The sequence below is a fragment of the Nonomuraea sp. NPDC004186 genome (assembly GCF_053603495.1).
The window spans coordinates 22320-40400 of the sequence record NZ_JBSGFQ010000061.1 but is presented as its reverse complement, the minus strand read 5'-3'; the positions used below and the strand labels follow the sequence as shown (position 1 = coordinate 40400).

Annotated in this window: 12 protein-coding genes; 6 read left to right on the top strand and 6 right to left on the bottom strand. The window is 65.4% G+C overall.

What is annotated here, in order from left to right; translation table 11 throughout:
* Positions 1-55: 55 nt before the first annotated feature.
* From ACWEPL_RS38795 to ACWEPL_RS38785, 3 genes are all read left to right on the top strand, one after another.
* Positions 56-3190, top strand: coding sequence for a DEAD/DEAH box helicase (locus ACWEPL_RS38795; protein ID WP_452439108.1), 3135 nt, complete (start codon positions 56-58; stop codon positions 3188-3190).
* A gap of 88 nt (positions 3191-3278) precedes the next feature.
* Positions 3279-4340 carry a hypothetical protein gene (locus ACWEPL_RS38790; RefSeq protein WP_452439107.1) on the top strand — a complete coding sequence of 354 codons (1062 nt, stop codon included), beginning with the start codon at positions 3279-3281 and terminating at the stop codon, positions 4338-4340.
* A gap of 1001 nt (positions 4341-5341) precedes the next feature.
* Positions 5342-7777, top strand: a complete 2436-nt coding sequence (locus tag ACWEPL_RS38785; protein ID WP_452439106.1) for a serine/threonine-protein kinase — start codon at positions 5342-5344, stop codon at positions 7775-7777.
* A gap of 115 nt (positions 7778-7892) precedes the next feature.
* Here ACWEPL_RS38785 and ACWEPL_RS38780 read toward each other — a convergent pair whose 3' ends face one another.
* Entirely contained in the window at positions 7893-8105 is a 213-nt protein-coding gene (locus ACWEPL_RS38780; protein WP_452439105.1) for a hypothetical protein, read from the bottom strand.
* Positions 8106-8569: 464 nt separating this feature from the next.
* On the opposite strand from ACWEPL_RS38780, the gene ACWEPL_RS38775 reads away from it, so the two are divergent.
* Positions 8570-8995: a hypothetical protein gene (locus tag ACWEPL_RS38775; RefSeq protein WP_452439104.1), complete on the top strand. Its 426-nt coding sequence runs from the start codon at positions 8570-8572 to the stop codon at positions 8993-8995.
* Here the strand turns inward: ACWEPL_RS38775 and ACWEPL_RS38770 are convergent.
* The 5 genes from ACWEPL_RS38770 to ACWEPL_RS38750 all read right to left on the bottom strand — a co-directional run bounded on the left by ACWEPL_RS38770 (position 8958) and on the right by ACWEPL_RS38750 (position 15426).
* A complete protein-coding gene (locus tag ACWEPL_RS38770; protein ID WP_452439103.1) occupies positions 8958-11075 on the bottom strand; it encodes a DUF6571 family protein in 2118 nt (705 codons plus the stop codon). The two genes, ACWEPL_RS38775 and ACWEPL_RS38770, sit on opposite strands and share 38 nt — an antisense overlap.
* 169 nt (positions 11076-11244) lie before the next feature.
* Positions 11245-12609, bottom strand: a complete 1365-nt coding sequence (locus ACWEPL_RS38765) for a tyrosine-type recombinase/integrase (RefSeq protein ID WP_452439102.1) — start codon at positions 12607-12609, stop codon at positions 11245-11247.
* Positions 12606-12797, bottom strand: coding sequence for a helix-turn-helix transcriptional regulator (locus tag ACWEPL_RS38760; protein WP_364242724.1), 192 nt, complete (start codon positions 12795-12797; stop codon positions 12606-12608). The genes ACWEPL_RS38765 and ACWEPL_RS38760 overlap by 4 nt, the downstream gene beginning before the upstream one ends.
* Before the next feature lie 797 nt (positions 12798-13594).
* Positions 13595-14473, bottom strand: a complete 879-nt coding sequence (locus tag ACWEPL_RS38755) for a TRM11 family SAM-dependent methyltransferase (protein WP_452439101.1) — start codon at positions 14471-14473, stop codon at positions 13595-13597.
* Positions 14470-15426 carry a hypothetical protein gene (locus ACWEPL_RS38750; protein ID WP_452439100.1) on the bottom strand — a complete coding sequence of 319 codons (957 nt, stop codon included), beginning with the start codon at positions 15424-15426 and terminating at the stop codon, positions 14470-14472. Before ACWEPL_RS38750 ends, ACWEPL_RS38755 begins: the two co-directional genes overlap by 4 nt.
* A 513-nt stretch (positions 15427-15939) precedes the next feature.
* On the opposite strand from ACWEPL_RS38750, the gene ACWEPL_RS38745 reads away from it, so the two are divergent.
* Together ACWEPL_RS38745 and ACWEPL_RS38740 are read left to right on the top strand one after the other, a co-directional pair.
* Positions 15940-16287 (top strand): hypothetical protein, encoded by a 348-nt coding sequence (locus tag ACWEPL_RS38745; protein WP_452439099.1) that lies wholly within the window; start codon positions 15940-15942, stop codon positions 16285-16287.
* A gap of 886 nt (positions 16288-17173) precedes the next feature.
* On the top strand, positions 17174-18028 hold the full coding sequence (locus ACWEPL_RS38740) for a hypothetical protein (protein WP_452439098.1): 855 nt from the start codon (positions 17174-17176) through the stop codon (positions 18026-18028).
* Positions 18029-18081: the final 53 nt, after the last annotated feature.

Here is an 18081-nt window from a genome sequence, read left to right as displayed (position 1 = left end):
GACCCTGACGAGGCTGAACCGGGCGAAGTCGTGCAGTCCCTCAGCAAGGAGTGCCGTGAGCCATCTGAACGACAGCCGCGCGCGCGTCATCGAGTTCTGGCGGGCCTGCGAGTTGTTCAGCCCCCCGAGTCTGCCAAGGGTTGATCCCCGGGACGAGAGGGAGCCGGTGTTCCAGGTGCAGGCCGGTGCCCTGCTCCCCTGGGAGGTCGGTCACCCTCTCCAGCGCAGGCGCATCAAGCCGACCATGACCTGGCGGTACATCGTCTATGGCGGCGTCTTCCAGCTCGAGCGCGTGCGGGTCATGCTCGAGAACGTGTTCGGGCCCGATCCGGAGAACTTCGACCGCGCACCGCAGGGGGCGAGCGCGCTCTTCGCCATGCTGGTCACGGAAGAAGGCCGACCGTTGCTGGGAGCGTGGGAGTTTTCCAGCGCTGCCTGGGCGGCAGGTCGCACGGTGTCCCCCGGCCCTCGGGATCCGGCCTGGCTCAAGGGCTTCGACGAGACGGCTGGACGCGTGGGGGCTGCCGGTGAGGAACTCGTCGCCGCCCTGGAGCATGACAAGCGAGCCGCCGAGCTGCGGAACGAAGGTGTCTCTGTCGGCCGCCCTCTCAGACAGGACGACTTGCGGGCGCTCATGAAGCTCACGACCGACCGGTTCGGTGTGGAAGAGGTTCTGGCCCCGGACGGCCTGCTCGTCAAGTGCGTACAGGTTCCGCGCCGGCGCGAGCACGACGACGACGGCAGAACCGACTTCCTGAACAGCTTCATCGTCCACGATCTCGAACGAGTGGCCTCAGCCGTCCGGACCGGCGCCTATGGCACTGCCTTGGACGCCTATCTGCGGATACCGGAGCCGTCCCGTACGGACCTGCGCAAGGAGCCGCAGGTGGTCTTCGACCACGTGGCACCCGAACATGTCCCTGCGGGACGTTGGCCCCAGGGGCCGAGCCTGCCACTCGCGCTGAGCCAGCAGTTCGCGGTCAACACGATCATGGCTGAGCTGGGCCAGGGGGCGGGCCTCTTCGCCGTCAACGGACCTCCAGGCACCGGCAAGACCACGATGCTCAGGGATCTGATCGCGGCCAACGTCGTGGAGCGCGCACTCCGCCTGTCCAGGCTGCCCAGCACCGAGGCCGCGTTCACCGGAGAGATGCGGTGGCAGACGGGTGACTTCCGGCGTGTGGTGAGTCTGTGGCGCGAAGAGCTCACCGGCTTCGAGATGGTGGTCACCTCGGCCAACAACGGGGCTGTGGAGAACGTCACGACCGAGATCCCCGGAGAGAAAGCGATCGACGCGCTCTGGCGAGGAGAGGCCACGTATTTCGACGACGTGGCAAGCCGGGTGCTCGGCGAGCCCGCATGGGGCCTGGTAGCCGCCAAGCTGGGCAGGAAGTCCTACCGCATGGAGTTCGTCAGGAAAGCCTGGTACGGCACCGCCGACGAACCCGGCCTGCGGGTGAGCTTCGAAGCCTGGCAGAACACCGTGACGAACATATGGGCGACGGCCGTCGAGTCGTTCACCCTCGCCTACGAACGCGTCCAGGCTCTCCAGCGCGAGCGGGCCACCGCCCACGACGGCTTGCGAGACGTGCCTGTACAGCAGCGCATCATCGCACGGGCGACCGAGCAGATCATCGCTGCAGAACATCGCCTCACCGCCCTGCGCAACGACTTCGATGAGGCCAAGCGTCTCGAGGAGTCGGCACGGCATGAGGTCACCGTACGCAAGCGCAGCCGCCAGGAGCATCAACAGTTCCAGCCCGGCCTGGTCACCGCGCTCTTCACGCTCGGAAAGGCCTCCCGGGAGTGGCATGCGCAGGATCGAGCTCTGGCAGGTGACGTTCAGAGTGCTGACCACGCACTCGGCACCGCGACCGCGCGGCTGGCAGGAATTCGCCAGACCGCCGCGCAGATCTCTCATGAGCTCGATTCCCGGCGCGCCGAGCTCCACGCCGCCCGACACCGACTGGCCGAGCTCCAGTCCCGGCTGGCCGTCCAGCAAGAGCGGCTCGGGCGGTTCTTCCCGGAGGAGCGCTGGTGGACCGACGAGGAACACCGGGAAAGTCAAACGCTGTGGACCGACGAGGCCTGGAACCACGCACGCACCGACCTGTTCGTAGAGGCCCTCCGCCTGCACCAGGCGTTCCTTCAGACCGAGGCGACGCGGATGCGCAGAAGCCTGCAGGCCGCGATGGACGTCGTCACGGGGGAAGTGCCGGCCGGCGTGCCGGAGGAGGCCGTACGAGCAGCGTGGCAGAGCCTGTTCTTCCTGATCCCGGTCGTCTCCACCACCTTCGCCTCCTTCGATCGCGTGTTCTCACACCTCACCCAGGAGGCACTGGGCTGGTTGTTCATCGACGAGGCCGGCCAAGCCGCACCGCAGCTCGCGGCCGGCGCGATCTGGCGGTCCCGACGGGTGGTGACCGTAGGGGATCCTCTACAACTGGAGCCGGTGGTGACGCTGCCGTTCGCCGCCCAGCAGGCACTACGGCGTACGTTCGGCGTCCAGGAGGAGCACTGGCTGCCAGGACGCACCTCGGTTCAGCAGCTGGCCGATCATACGAACGCGTACGGCACGTACCTGCCCGGGCAGGACTCTCCCGTCTGGGTCGGAGCCCCGCTGCGCGTCCACCGGCGCTGCGACGAGCCCATGTTCGGCATCTCCAACACCATCGCCTACGACGGGCTCATGGTCTACGGCAAAACCGCCCAACCGCCGATCGAGCTGCCGGGCAGTGTGTGGATCGACGTGGCCGGAACAGGCTCCAGCGGGCACTGGATCCCTGAGGAAGGAGCCGCGCTGGAGCGCATCCTGGCTCGCCTGGCGCGTGACAGGGTTTCGCCGGAGGATGTCTTCGTGCTCAGCCCGTTCCGTGATGTAGTGCGCGGGATGCGGCCGGTCGTGCAGCGGTTCCGAGGTGTGGAGGCGTGGACCGTGCACACAGCCCAGGGCAAAGAGGCCAAGGTGGTCATCCTCGTCCTGGGCGGCGATCCGCAACGGCCAGGCGCCAGGGCCTGGGCGGCCAAGCGGCCGAACCTGCTGAACGTGGCGGTCAGCCGCGCCAAACGGCGCCTCTACGTGATCGGCGATCGGGCCTCGTGGTCGACGCAGCCCTACTTCGACGTGCTCGCCCGCGATCTTTCGACCCTCGTGCTACCACCCGAGTCCCCGGCCTACCCAAACCGCTGAGAACGCCACGAGCGATGCCCCGAAGCTCAGGCTTTCCACTGACATCCCATACGCGCGGGGCGATGGACCGATTGGCTGGAGGATGGCCATGAACAGCGACGGAATGTTCCACATCGACGAGTCCGGTCGCCTCCTCGCGATGCGTCTGGCGCCGTACGAGGCCGAAGAGGTGCTCCAGGAATTATTGGCCACTCACCCGGATCTTCTTGCGGGCGGGCAGATGACGCCCGGCGATCCCCGCCGCTGGCTGCTGGTCCGCCGGGAGGCAGGCGTCCCCGACCGCGACGGAGGCGGCGGACGCTGGAGCCTCGATCACCTCTTCGTCGACCAGGACGGCATCCCCACCCTGGTCGAGGTCAAGCGCGCCAGCGACAGCCGCATCCGCCGCGAGGTCGTCGGCCAGATGCTCGACTACGCCGCCAACGGCGTCCTCTACTGGCCCGTACTCAACCTTCAGGCACTGTTCGAGCAGACGCAGCGCGAGTCCGGCCGCGATCCCCAAGAGATGGTCGCTCAGCTCTGCGAGGACGACACGGTCACCGTGGAGACCTTCTTCGCCAAGGTAGGCGACAACCTGCGAGCAGGCAGGATCCGAATGGTCTTCGTCGCCGACGCCATCCCCGACGATCTCCGCCGCATCGTGGAGTTCCTCAACGAGCAGATGAACCCGGCAGAGGTTCTCGCGGTAGAGGTCAAGCAGTACGTCGCGGAAAATCACGGATGGCGGACCCTCGTCCCGGCCGTGTACGGACGCACCGCGGCCGCCTCCGCCAAGTCCGCCGTCGTACGGCCGAGCCTGAGCGAACTTCGCGACAAGGCAGACGAAGACGTCCGCACCCTGTGGACCCTGCTCGAGCAGTGGGCCGACAAGGAAGGGCTGATGCTGGCCCACACCACCGCAGGCGTCATCGTCTCCGGTCGGAACGACCTGCGCATCGCGCAGCTCTACCCGAAGAATCGGGCCCTGTGCATCAACCTTGACCCGCTTCGTGGACGGGGACGCGATGACCTGGCGGACGCCTGCCTCGCGACCCTACGCACACTGACGAACAAGCCACTGACATCGGCGTATCCGTTCTTTCCCGCGCCTGATGCCGTGGCCAAGTGGAGCGACGTCGCAAGGCTCCTTAGCCAGCTTGCGACGGCTTGAAGCGTCGCGAACGCGAGGACGGATCCGCCTGCCACGTCGCGTGAATCGGAACCATGAGCGGCCGGCTGAGTTTGCACCGCCTGACCATCGCCAATATCGCCCGCCTGATCTGACAGTATCGGCACTCGCACCTGGAGAGCGGGAACACCTTGGAAGGCTCCCGCCGCGAATGCCACCTTGACCAGGCCAAACACCCATCAAGCGGCGGACGATGAGAGGTCCTTGTCGACGCGCCAAGACACGTCGAGCAGAAACCGCATATAGCCCATAAGTAGACATGTTGGACTCGAAACAGCTCGAGCTCTCCTAAAGCGGGTGCCGCAGGTTCGAATCCTGCCGGGGGCACTTACCTGAACAGGCATTTCAGTCCCTGACCTGCGGTTTCTCAGCCGCAGGTCTTTTGCTTTGTGGACCTTGATAGGCAGCCGACGGCGCCCGGATGCAGCCGTAAGACCATGATCAGGGGACATACGCGGGATGATCTTTGCAGCATATTCCCAGGTCAGGCCGCATTTTTGGGCCATCAGGGTTCTCGGCAACCCGCTCCGATCGTCCGGCGCGGGGCGAACATATCCCGCCGATCGTGCCAAATACGTGCGCAGAACTCGAGCGTCACCCCGTTTCACAAGGCTCGACACCAATGCCGAATGAGCCAGCCCGCACCTTGCATGAAGGCGTCCCCAGAGATGCCGTTCAGCGACGCCGGTCCCAAGGCTGCCGCCGTGGCCGCCGACCGCTATATGGGCAAGCCCTCCGCCCTTCCCTCGAGGAAGCCGTGCCGGTGGCCATTCGGGCTCGGGCAGGGGTCGTTGCATGCATCGTGAGCCACCGCTACATCGACAAGCTGCTCGGACCCCCGGTGGCGGAGGGCGAGCCGCCTGGGCACGTCCGGTGTGATCGGGCCGCTCAACCGGCGGCCGGCACGTCACGGCAGTACGCCTCCCTGGCAAGCCCTCCTCCGCCGGTAATATCATGATCAACCCCATCGAGGTCGGAGCCTGATGCTTAAGCTGCCGCTCAAGCCGTCCTTCCGGTACGTGCACGAACCGCTGAGGGGTGACGAGGATGTCATCCCGCTCCTCGGCAACACACAGCTCATCGGCGAACTGATGCACCGGCTGCGCTATTCGCGAGGAGGCACCTTCCTCATCACAGGTTTCCGAGGTGTCGGCAAGAGCACGGTGATAACGCGCGCAGTCGAGGGGATCGCCGCCGAGGCAGCCACGAACGAGATCGTGGTGCCGATCACGATCAACGTGGCCCGCCCCATGACCCCTGATCAGTTGCTCTTCGCTCTTGTGCGCCGGCTCTACGAGACACTGCAGGACCGCCGCGTGCTCAAACGGCTGGACGAGACCACACGGCGAGCGGTCATGCTGGCTCACATCCGAACGTCGTTAGGACTGAAGCAGACACGCTCCGACGCGAAGGAGCGCGGTACTTCCCTGACCATCGGCATGGGTCCGGGCGCCTCCAAATTGACCGGTCCCGCCGGATGGCTGGCGCCCAGTGCGGGCCTGACGTCCAAGCGGACGCGGTCCCTGGCCGTAGAGGCGTCCTATCTCACCTATTCGGACAGCGACGTTGAGCACGACCTCGGGCGGATCATCGACCTCCTCTCCAGGGCCGAGCCGGGCCGGCGTAGGTGGTGGCGCAGAGCCAAGCCCCGCGTTCATCTCATCGTCGTTCTGGACGAGGTTGACAAGCTGACCTCGGAGCCGTCCGGGCTTGCGGAGGTTGAACGACTGCTGGGCAATCTGAAGAACACGCTCACCATGCGTGGCGCGCACTTCCTGCTGGCAGCCGGCCCAGACCTGCACGATCACGCCGTCCTTGACGCCAGCCGGGGCAACAGCGTTTACGAGAGCATCTTCGCCTGGCAGCGCTACGTACCGTGCAGCTGGGACGCGCCGGACCTGCTCCTCAGGGCGGTGCTCGCCGAAGACGCGGGCGCGGATGCCGAAGAAGTCGTCCGGTATCTGCGATTCAAAGCCCGTGGCATCCCACGGCGGTTGCTGCAAGAGTTCGGCGAGTTTGTCCACTGGGAGGACGACCACCCCTTCCTCGTCGTCGGCAAGCATGACAGGGCCCGGATTACCTTCTACGCGCAGGTTGAGGAACTGCTCGAGTCCTACTTCCAGCACGGCCGTTCAGATCGGCTCTTCCGGGAAGATATTGACGATGACCGCTGGCGCATGGCCGGATACTTTGTCATCGATTGGATCCTGCGCCGACAGGGTGACCCGTTCACCGTCGCCCACGTCTGTGGATCGGCCGAGAAGCCCGAACTCGATCCCCTGCTACGGCTCGCGCAGCCGGACGTTGAGCAGTTGCTGCGTCACCTGACCAAGCACGACTTCCTGACGGTCGTCCGGGACCCGGATCGGCCTGACGCAACACGTATCGTGAGCGATAGTCAAGACGGCGCACTCGTGTGGTACAAGCTCGCTGATGATGTGAAACGTCGACTTCTAGGGATCGTCTGGGGGAACGCAAGCGAGCGAGCGGCGCTGGACGTGTCGCTCCGTCTGCCCTTGCCCTCCCGAGAGACCACTGCGTCGGAGTCGGTGCCGGCTGCCATGCCCACTGATCCACCATCGGAGCGTGACCTGGAATCCGTACTGCGCACCGTCGCCAGCCGTTATGAACTGGTCGAGGCCATAGGTGCGGGCGGGATGAGTATGGTTTATCGAGCTCGCGATCTGGTGGCGCAGCGGGAGGTAGCGGTCAAAGAGCTACGGAGCGGCGGAGGTCCTGAACTCCAGCAACGTTTTCGCAGAGAAGTGAGGATCCTCCGCGAGCTTCGACATCCGCGTGTCGTACGCATGTTCGGCGTAATCGAGGACGAAGAAAAAACCTTTATCGCCATGCAATTGGTGCCAGGATTAACGCTGCAGCAGACGGTGAACGAGAAGGGTCCTTTGGGTCTCGCGGCCACCGTACTTCTCGGACATCAGATCGCCGAAGCACTGGAATATTTGGAAGCTCAGCAGGTCAGCCGCATCGACCTGAAGCCTCACAACGTCATGATGGCGCCCGATCGCGGCGCTGTACTGATCGATTTTGGTCTCGCCAAACGAGCCGACCTCGCTGACATCACGGTGACCGGCGGCATCGTCGGCACACCTGCCTACATGGCACCTGAGAGCATTGAGGGCGGCCGGACGGACATCAGAACCGACATCTACGCGCTCGGGCTCGTTCTCTATTTCGCCCTGACAGGACACTCGCCCTACCCTCGCGAGGAAGGCATCCAAGGCATCATGACCGCCATTTTGCAGGGGAAGGGGGACATGACACCACTGGCCGACATGGCGTACATGCGAGGCATCATCCTCAAAGCATTGGCCACCAATCCCGACGACCGATTCCAGCATCCCACGGAGATGCGTGTCGCTCTGGCAGCCACACCCGACGGTTTGGCTCAGGGCCTTTGACCGGCGCCTTCTCGAGAACCTGGCTGGAACAGGGTACTGCTCACGAGGCTTCCCATCGGCTCGCCAGGTGGTCGTCGCGAGGTTGATGTTCGCCCGTTCTGACCGCGCCCAACGGTTACGCGAGCGGACTCCGCTGACCTCTGCCAACGTCCTGCTTCTCGTCGATGCCCGTGGCCCCAAGCGGATGACTGCTGTCGGTTCTCACGAACACCGACGCACGCCCCTCGGTGCGGTCGAAAAACGGCGAACGTTCACGGTCGCTTCTCATGAACGAAACCAAAGCCTGATCGCCCCCGCTGAGGACCGCTGTGGCATAGATCGTCTCCACGCTTTCAGGGGATTGACCGGATCTACACCCTCCGACGAGACGTGACCCATCGAACGAGAGCGCTATGGGCTCTTGAACTGATCTGGCGACACTTCTGATGGTGTGCGGCGCAACTCCTCTTCGAGTGTCGTGAGAACCGCCTGGGCCACCGCTCGCACGCGAGTGCGATGCCCGGTCAGCTCCCTGGCGAAGCCTTGGGCAGTGCGACCGGCCCAGATGGCCTGGCCCGCAAACTGCTCACAGACGGGGTCGAGCGCCGCCTCCAGCCGGTCCACGTGTGCCCTGGCCTGGGCGATGAGCTGCTGTAGCTCCGCATGGCGCGGATTGGGTACCGGAGCCATCGGTTTCCTAAGGAATTGGTTGAATGGGTTGCAATGACCTATCGACCATTATGAGACTTGTCCGGATACTGGCCTGCCTTCGGAGGCAAATCGATGATAATTCCGGTATGGCGCGTAGTTTCGGTGTCCTTGGTCGTGCTTTTCATGCTGGCCGGATGCGGGGGGTCGGACGATCCGAAAGTGCCGACGGCCGCCGAAGCTGGTGCAACGCTCAAGGAGCACATCACTCGGACCCTCGAGGGCGCTCAGGCCAAGAACATCGAGATCACCGATGCGGGGGGCAGAGACGTTCCCTGCGGTGAAGGCAAGGTCAAACGTACCTACGCTGCCTCAGCAGAAAATGACATCGGATCAGGAGATCCGAACTCGATGCTCCTGGTCATGGTCGGCGCCCTCGATCTTGTCGCCGAATACGAGCTGAATGCGCCCGGACAACCCACAATGCAAGATCTTGTTAGCAAGGAGTTCAAGACCCATATCGTGCTGTCGTCACCGGCCGAGCATGTCATGGTCATCCGCGGCGAGACGGACTGCCTGCCGCCCGGCTGAGTTCATCAAATCGCTTCCACTCGTCCTCCGCCGCGTCCTTGGCCCCGCGGAACATCACGTCCAACTGCTTCGTCGCCTCGCCGATGCGGCTCTTGTCTGTCAGGCCGGACCCGTTGGCGATCAGCCAGTTGTTGAGGTTGCGGAGAGCTTCCTTGCTCTGCGCGATCTTCTCGAACGGCAGCAGTCGTCCATTCTCATCGACGATCGGCGGCGAGTTGAACCGTTCGTCTGCCGCCGACACTTGAGGTTTGAACCCTCCAGCCGTCAACACATCGACCAGCCACCTGCCTCTCGCCAGCGCGGCCAGCCTGGTCTTGTCATCGAGGACGTCCAGTCGCGTCTTGTCGACCTCGGTCAGGTCGTTGAGCACGGATCCCGCAATTGTGGTTGCCGCGATCCAGAGTGGCTGTCCCTGCAACGCCACGGGCACGCCCGCCACGTTGATGAAGAACCCGAGCTTGGCGAGCTGCTGTTCACGGAACTCCTTGTCCCGTTCGTCGAGCAGACCCTGCACCGCTCGTTCCGCGGCGAACTGCATGCCTGCCGTGTACCCGAGCGCTTTCATCGCCCGTTCCAGGTGCTCAATACCCCGTCCGCCGTCCGCCTGGGCCGCCGCTGCCATGAGTCGATCGGTCAGCTTGCCCATGCCCTCCTCGAACGGCGTGATGGTGGCCGGGGAGGTGGCGAACAGCTTGACGAATGCGTACGTGTCCTCGGGTGACAACCGGAAACCGGGGTTCAGCCCCGACACGACCGTCTTCACCGGACCGAAGGCGCTGCCCTGCGTGCGGTTCGCGTCGCCAAGGTTCGCGCCCTCGGTGATCTCCGTTGCGTACACGCCGGCGATCTCCGCCAGGTGCTTCCTGGTCGCGTCGTCGAGGTCCAAGGGCTCGATGCTCTGCTGCCGTTGAGCGGGGGTGGGGTTGGCGAGGTCGGGCAGCGCCCGCATGAGGTCGAAGGCGAACTTCGCCGATTCGGACGAGTGCGCCCCGTCCTTCTCGTCGTAGGCCCCGGCCGCTGCCGCGAGCATCCGCCCGAAGGCATCCGCTGCCTCAGACCCCGAGGACACCTCTCGGCGGGTCCGCCACGTGAGGTCGCGCAGCAGCGCCGACAGCGACACGCCGTCCTTGCGCACCGCGGCCATGGCCAGCCGGGCGGCGGCGGGGTTCTTGCCTAGCGCGGCCAGATAGCCCGCCATCTCCTTGCCTTGGAGCCGGCTGTCCGGTGTCAGCACATGCGCCTTGACCACCTTGGCGAGCCACTCGGGCGGAAAATCGCCCGCCCGCAGCAGCCAACCCATGGAGCTATCGCCGGGCAAGCTGGGCCCTCGCGCGAGCTCGTCCTTGAGCTTGGCGAAACCCGGCACATCCGTACCCGTGAACACAGCCGATCGCTCACTGTAACTGCGCGAGACAACATCCCCGCCCCGCACCGCGGTACTGAAGGCGCGGCTCACCACATCGATCGCCTTCTCCGGGTCCCGCATACCCTGCCGCAGCTTGCCGGCAATGGCGAGCGTGCCGTCGACACCCAGCCCGGCGAAGAAGGCCGCGGTGAAATCGGGGTCATGGCGATGGGCGTCCAGTTCGGCGATGAGCGCGCCTAGTTCATCGTCGTGGGGCCGATTCATCAGCGGTCCGGCACCCGATTTCGCGTCCGTGAACCGCTCGGCCAACTCCGTCCCCTTCTTTCTGGCCTCGCTCTGGGACATGAGCCGGCTTTCGTCGAACGGCAGCAAGCCGGTCCGCCAAGGAGTGATGGCGTTGGCCGCCCTGGCGGCCTGGGCACGGCGGCGCAGCTCCGGCAACTTCACATCCAGCCACATCAACGTGGCGGCCAGCGGCTGCAAATCCGCCGTCGGCAGCCTCGCCTGCTCCAAAATGCGACGCAGCGCCCCGGCCTCCTCGCCGACCCGATCTCCACCGCTCTTGAACGTGGTGATGAACCTCTCCATGAGCTCGGGATCGAGCCCGCTGTAGTCAGGGGAGAGTGGGCCGGTACCCGGCGGCGTCATGCTCATGATCGCCTCCCGCCTGTTGGCAGCGCCCTCAGGGTAGGGCAAAACCAGCCACACCAGCATTGATCAACCCTTTCGGCATAGCTTGCCGCGTATGCCAGCGGAAGGACGTGACGGCCAACCAGGAAGCATCAGTCGACGGCCACGCTCCAACCGCGAACAGCTCCACAGCGATCTACGCCGAACACGACTGCGGCCCCAGCTTGGCTGGGGCCGCAGTCGCTTCAGTGAGTTAGTCGGTCAGCACATTGGCGATCTTTGAGTTGATGTGCTCTTGCTGGCCATCAATGCACTTGGCGTACACCCGTAGCAGGACCTCTACGCTGTGGCCGGCGCGCTTTGCGACCTCGACGGCAGGTACCCCCGCGTTCAGCCATAGAGAGACGGCCGCGTGGCGGAGGTCGTAGGGCCGACCTGCCAGGGAGGAGCTGATCTGCTCAGGAGTGAGGACGAGTTTTCGGGCCTCCTGCCAGACGTAGGAGTGTGCCGAGCTGGAGTAGGTGCCACCCTTGCCCGTGTGGAAGATTCTGCCGTCCTTTGCCGTGCCGTACTCGGCGATGTGCTCGCGCAGGATGGCGACCAGGATGGGCGGGATGGGGATCTCTCGCGTCTCCTTGTCTGCTCGATGCTTGAGGTTTCGCGATTCGTGGGTTTCGCCTGAGTTGGTCCAGCGTTTCGTGCCCTGGGGCCGCGCCTTTTCCAAGACGATCAGGCCCCAGCCGGATTCGGGCAAGGTGCAGTTCCTCTGCCGCAGGTCCGCCGCCTCCTCGGGCCGGAGTGCGGCGTAGTAGATGCAGGCGAAGAGCGCCTTGAGGCGTGTGCCTCGGTTGCGTCCGACCTTGGGGACGGCATCGAGGAGTTGTCGGGCCTGGGCGGGGTTGACCACCGTTCGCGGGTCGATGACTGTGACGGCTTTGGGTGCGGTCCATTTGATGCCGTCCAGCGGGTTGCTGTCGAACACCTTCTGCTCCACCGCATGCTCGAGCAGGTGGTGGAGGACGGCTCGCTTGCGGCGCACCGTGTTTGCGCCGGCTGCAGTACCAGCGAAGGTGACCGAGATGGCGTCGAGCGCCGTACGAAGGATGTGCGGCTCCTTCAACGCGGACAGCGGAATGGACGCCCGTTCCAGCCAGCCCAAGGCCGCAGCTTGGGTTGTGGTCAGGCTGGCTCGTCTTTTCTCCGGAAGGAGAGTATGGCTCCGGAGGACCTCTCGCAGGGTCTCGGCCGTGGGACGGCGCGGCGCGTCGCTCACCAGAGCAGGGATCAGCGAGAGGAGTGCGTAAGCTTCCGTCTCTCGGGTTCGAGCTGCCAGGCTGTTCCAGCGGCTGAGGATGTACGCCTGTGCGAACTCCAGGAATGTCGGGCCGGAGGACTGCGGCGCGAGCATTGACGATGGCAGCCCGGTTGCGATGTCGAACTCCTCCCCTACCTTGGTTGCCTGCCGTAGGTCGGACATGAAGGCGTTGGCAAGACCCTTGGTCCGGAAGCTCTTGGACTTGGCCTTGCCTGCGACGCGCCACCGGGCGACGAACGTGGGAGTGTCTCGGTCGGTGCGGTGCTGAACTCCGCTGAGCTTCACGTCGTACGTGGTGTTCACGCGGCCTCCCGCCGGGAGTCGAGCCAGGCCATGAGATCGCTCCGCCAGATGCGCAGTTCGAGGTTGGGTAGTTGGATGCAGACCGGCGCGCGGCCAAGCTGGCGCCAGCGGTAGAAGGTGCGGCGTGAGACGCCGCCCAGCTCGTCGAGAACTTGAGGGATAGTCAGCAACTCGTCTTGCTTGGTCATCGACCACCGCCCGCGTTCAGCAGACAGGTCACGGTCGGACGGCTTCCCGCTGTGGCCCGACAGCATGACGTTGGCCAGGCCCAGTGCGGGCAGTGAGAGCCGCCGACTGCGATGGCCCAGCGATCGTTGTCCGGGTCGTCGAGCCAGTCGGTCATTCTCGTCTTGGCGCCGGAATGGACACGCTCGTGCAAGATGGGATACGTCCTCTCCAGTGGTCTGGTGTGGGATGGCCCTCGACCTGGCGGATCTTGGCGGATGTGGCCAGGCGAGGGCGCTATTGCGGGCGTCGACTTCGATGCGGGCGAGTCGGCGCAGGCTCGGATAGTTCACGACCTCCTTGATCGCTTCTTCTTGTTGGCCAATGAGCAGGTCACCCGCCTGCTCCGTTGACCAGGACGAACTGGATGACGGTCCGCGGAGGCGCGTCCAGCAGCCAGCCGGGCTGCAAGGCTTGGCGCTTCGCCGTGTCCCTGGGGCGACCACCCGCATAGCGGGTGTCCCAGACCGTCAGGGGCAGGGATATGAATCACCGCCTCCGACCGGGTCTTCAAGTCCGGTGGCGTGACGGCGAACGTGGCATGGGAAGCTGCGCCCTACGGCTCGCCCAAGCTGAATCGCCCCGATTGATGGTGCAAGGACGCTTGCGCCATCCCCTGAAATGGTCGGGTACGAGAGCGAGGCACAGGTTTGTGGTTGGCCGGTCGCGGTCTGGCGGCTGCCCACCAGCCGCGCCATCCGCACCCTGCCGTCAGCATTTAGACGCTGACGGCACGCCGTGTGAGGGCCCCTCAGTTGGATCATGCAGCTCTCTGGACGGTCGAAGCGGTCTTGTCGAGCGGGTGAGGCTTGGTGAAGACAAGCAGGTCCTCGTGCGCGGTGGCGTGGATCGGCAGGCCGCGAGCCCGGCCCTTGCGTGCCTCGTACAACTGGAAGAACGACGCCCTGTTCAGCAGCTTGCCGTGGCCCAGCCCGCACAGCAGGCACACGATCCGATCAGCGAATACCAGCCCAGCGCGCTGCGCCACCTGCTGCACGTGGCCAGGGAGGTCGACCAGTTCCCCGCGGTGCCGGTACGGACGCACCGTCACCGCAACGACGCCGCCGGGCCGTAGGAGCTCACCGCACCCGGACAGGATCTGGGCGAACCCATCCAGTAGCACTGGGAGACCCTGGTGCGCGAGGTTGGCCCTGTCCCGGGAGTAGCGCTGATTCCATTTCCGGATACCTGGCTCACCGCTGTCGCGGGTGGCGCGGATGTGGCCGTGCGTGGCCGACCCGTATGGCGGCGAGGTCAGCACCAGCGCCGCCTGGCCGACCAGGTCCGGCAGTAGCCGGGCGATGCCTCGCGCGTCTCCGGCAATCACCGTGCCGAACCCGGTGGCGCCCTGGCGGCGGGCGTGAGCGAGGTTGGCCACGGCGAGCTTCGCCCAACCCTCCTCGTATTCCATTCCGGCCGCGTGCCGGCCCAGGTGGACGGCTTCGACCAGAGTGGTGCCGATCCCGCACATCGGATCGATAACCAGCTCACCCGGCTGGGTGTAGGTGTCGATCACCTGGGCTGCGATCGAGGGCAGCATCTTGCCCGGGTGCTTCATCGACTCCGGCAGGTACCGGTCTCGTCTCTGAGTACGCGACTGCTGCTGGCCCGTCGCCCACACCGACGTGATCGGCGTCATGACAGCTCTCCTTCCAGCCAAGATCGCTCCCCCAGCACCTGACCATCCGTCTGCTGGTGGTCGGTCCTTCGGGGCGGCTCGACTACGGATAGCGGCGCTCCTCGACCGGTGCGAGGTTTGGTGAAGATGAGTACGTCGCTGTGCACGCGAGCACTGGCCGGCCGCCCTGTCCCCGCAGTGCCAGTCGTTTGCGGGCCCCATCCCAGAGGCTGTTCGAGGTGTCCGCCGCGGGCGGGCGTCCGTAGGGCCACGATGTGCTGCATGTACGCCAGCCCCGAACGCTTCACGCCTGCGATCAAGCTTGGGACCGGGTCGACGAGCTCGTGCTCGCCGTGGTGTAGGCCGGTCACAACCACAAGGTGACCACCCGGCTTCAGCAGCGCCGCCAATCCAGCTGGATCGACCGCAGTCCGCTCGGACCCGTCAACCAGCCGGGCCGTCATGAGCTGCTGCCCCCAATGCTGGCCTGGACAGGTGTGGGTGAACACCACCAAGGCTGCGGCTCCGGCCAAGTCCCTGACGGCCGAGTGCAGGGATTCGGGGTGGACGACGCGTAGGTCGGCCATCTCCAGACGGGCGTCGGAGTGGGTCGTGGCCAGCCGCTTGCCGATTTCGCCAGCAAGGCGTGGGCTGGCGACGGTGGCGGTGGCCCGGCAGCCGAGTGCAAGTGCGGTGGAGATGAGGTTGTGGTCGGCGGCGTCCATGTTGATCACGAGATCGCCGAGCCGGGTACAGACTGTGACGAGATGGCGGGCCAGGGCCTGGCTCACCGGGACGCAGCAGCCACTTCGGCAGGCGGAAATGGTCTCGGCATCGGCGGCAGCCAACCAGACGCTCAACGGCAGATGCTTCTGGTGAACGTCGCGAACGGTTCGACGAGGAGCGACGAAGTCAGTGGTGGCGGCGGAGCAGTCAGCGTGTACGGGTGGTGTCACGATGGTGTGGCCCGTCACCGGACCACCTGGTTCCTGTCACCTATCTAAATACCGGCGCCGAGGGCCGAGTTGAGACATGAGGGCAGGCAAAGATTCAGTCGGGCACTGGGCGGCACCCGGTTCTATGACACGTATGCCCAGTCCTGAACAGGCTCGATTCGGAAAGGGCACAGCAGTATCCGTTCGAGCACGCGGTCTCCCCGCCACCGTCTCCGAGGCAACTTCTACCACCGAGTTTTCGCAGGTCACAGCGCTGCTGGACACGTTCGGGACAAAGACCGGACAGTCATCGACCGCCGTACGTGCCCCGTTGTTCTGGAGAAGGGACGGAGAGATCACGGCCGGGGCGAGCAGTGATGCACGCTCGGGTCCGGCTCGGAGTGCTTCGCGCGCCCTCGCTGCGTCGCTGCCTCGTGGGCCAACCAAATGTTGATCAAGCCATGTCGTCACGGGCTCTGACCCGCGAGATTCAGGCGCGCGATGGGATCACAGTGGCTCCGTTCTAATTCGCCTCAACGGAACGGACGCCCTATGTACGTTCGCCGCGCACTGGCCATCACCCTCGCCACCGTGCTCTGCGCCTCCTCAGCCTCAGCTGACTCGGCGGGCGGCTGGTACGACGACGCTGGCTGGGGATCGGTCACCATCTCAGCCGACCGCAAGCACATCGAGGTCTGCGACCTGAGCAATGACGGTCGAGCCGTACGAGCCGTGTATAAGACCTCCTACCTGCAGACCTGGACGGTGGTCGACTCCAACGGCGCCCGATGGGGCTGTGGGACCGACTCCACCTTCTTCAGCCGGATCAACGTCTTCAAGTTGTGCGAGGGGACCAAGTACGGTCGATGCCGTACCCCTATCCGCATCGGCTGGCACTGATGGCCCGTGACAGCGTGAAAGATGCGGGCTGAACGCCCCTCGGGCGTTCTTCACAGCAGGTACTCCAGCTCCTCCCACACGTGCCGGACCTCGACGCTTGGCGGGAGGAGTCGCCTGAGCGATGGGGCGAGCGTGGCAGCGTGAAAGCCGTCGGCGATCCTCCTTCCCGCCGTACCAGGCCACCTGCAGCGATGTCCGCGTGTAGCCATCATTGATGGAGGCCGAATGCGCCACGATCGAGTCCGCCGCCTCCACCGTAGGAACGGCGGCCCTGCTGACCAGACGGATCTGGTGCCGTATGAACTCCGCCACCGTAACCTCGTACCGCTCGTTCACCGGCCACGGCACAACGCCCAGAGCGAGCATCGAGCCGAGGGCGTTCAGGCCGTGAGGGAACCACGGCACCGAGAAGAAGAGATTCAGCGCGAACGTAAGTAAGACGCCGAACGGCAGGACGCCGAGGGCCAGCAGACAACCTGATGGACCGGTGCCTTCCCAGCGCACCATCGTTTCATCGGTCACCCTGCCGCCATTGCCCTTCAGAAAAGGTGCGTAAGGGGCAGCAACCTCGCAGTTGAGCGGCGGCCGGTCCACCGTCCGGCTCCCTTTGCCATATCTATAAGTGTCCGATCCTGGTCCTCGCCGTTTACGCAGGTGGGCGCGTTTCCGGACTCGGAGCGGACGGTGCCCGACCCTCGTCCCTCTCCGCTCCCTCAACGATGCACCGAGAGGCGTTTGCACAGGTCAGGCAACAATTCCTACGCACCTTCGAGCTTTGGATGATCTTTATCTGAGCCGAAGTCCGTCCGGAAGTCGTCCCGTTTCTGTACGCGGCCTCTGGCGCCATGAGCAGCATCCGAACCCGCTCACTCTTTCGGGAGCTGCCATGTTCCACGCCCGATTCCAGACCACAGCCGCCACCGCGAACAGCGACGAGGCTTCCTCCTCGGGCACCTCTTCCACCGCCTCGATCCGAAGGCGTCCGCTGAACCAGGCCGAGCATTCATTCGCGCTGCTCATGCAAGGACCGCAGCCGCTGGCGGTCGACGGGGCCGCGCTCGGGCTCGTCCTACCCGCTCGCCCCATCCCCTTGGACGAGCTGCGAACCATCCTGCTGCACCCCAGCTGCGATCGGACCACAAGGGACGGGGTCTGGCGGCACCTGATCGAGCAGGCCCGTGCCCACCGAGGCGCCTGGATGGTCGCCGCCGTCGCGCTGGCGGCGCCGATGCTGCGCCGCCTGCTCAAGCCCCTGAACGAGATGGTCAACGCCGAGCATGAGGACTTGGAGGCCGAGATGCTGGCCTGCTTCATGGAGGCGCTGCATCGGGTGGAGCTGTCCTGGTCCCACCCGCTGCTGCGGCTGTCGCGGCTGACCCAGTTCGGCGTCCTGCGGGCCCACGCCGTCAATCAGCCCGAGCTGCTCTCCGAGCCCGAGATGAGCGATGAGCGGCTGGCGTTGCGCTATCCGTCCGGTCACGCCGATCTGCTGCTGGCCCGCGCGGTCGAGGCCGGCATCATCACGGCGGAGGCAGCGGAGCTGATCGGGATGACCCGGCTGGACCACACATCGCTGGCCGACTATTGCCGAGCTCGAGGCTTGCTCTACTGCGCGGAGCTCAAACGCCGGCAGCGTGCCGAAGCACGCCTCCGCCAAGCCCTGATCAGCGGCGAGCTATCCGGCACCGCCGAGCTTGGCGGCATGACGGCCAGCGCCACGCCCCACCGCTCAAGGTCATGATCCGGCAAATTCCACAGGCCTCGATGTCCGATCTCGGCACTTGAACCCGGTCT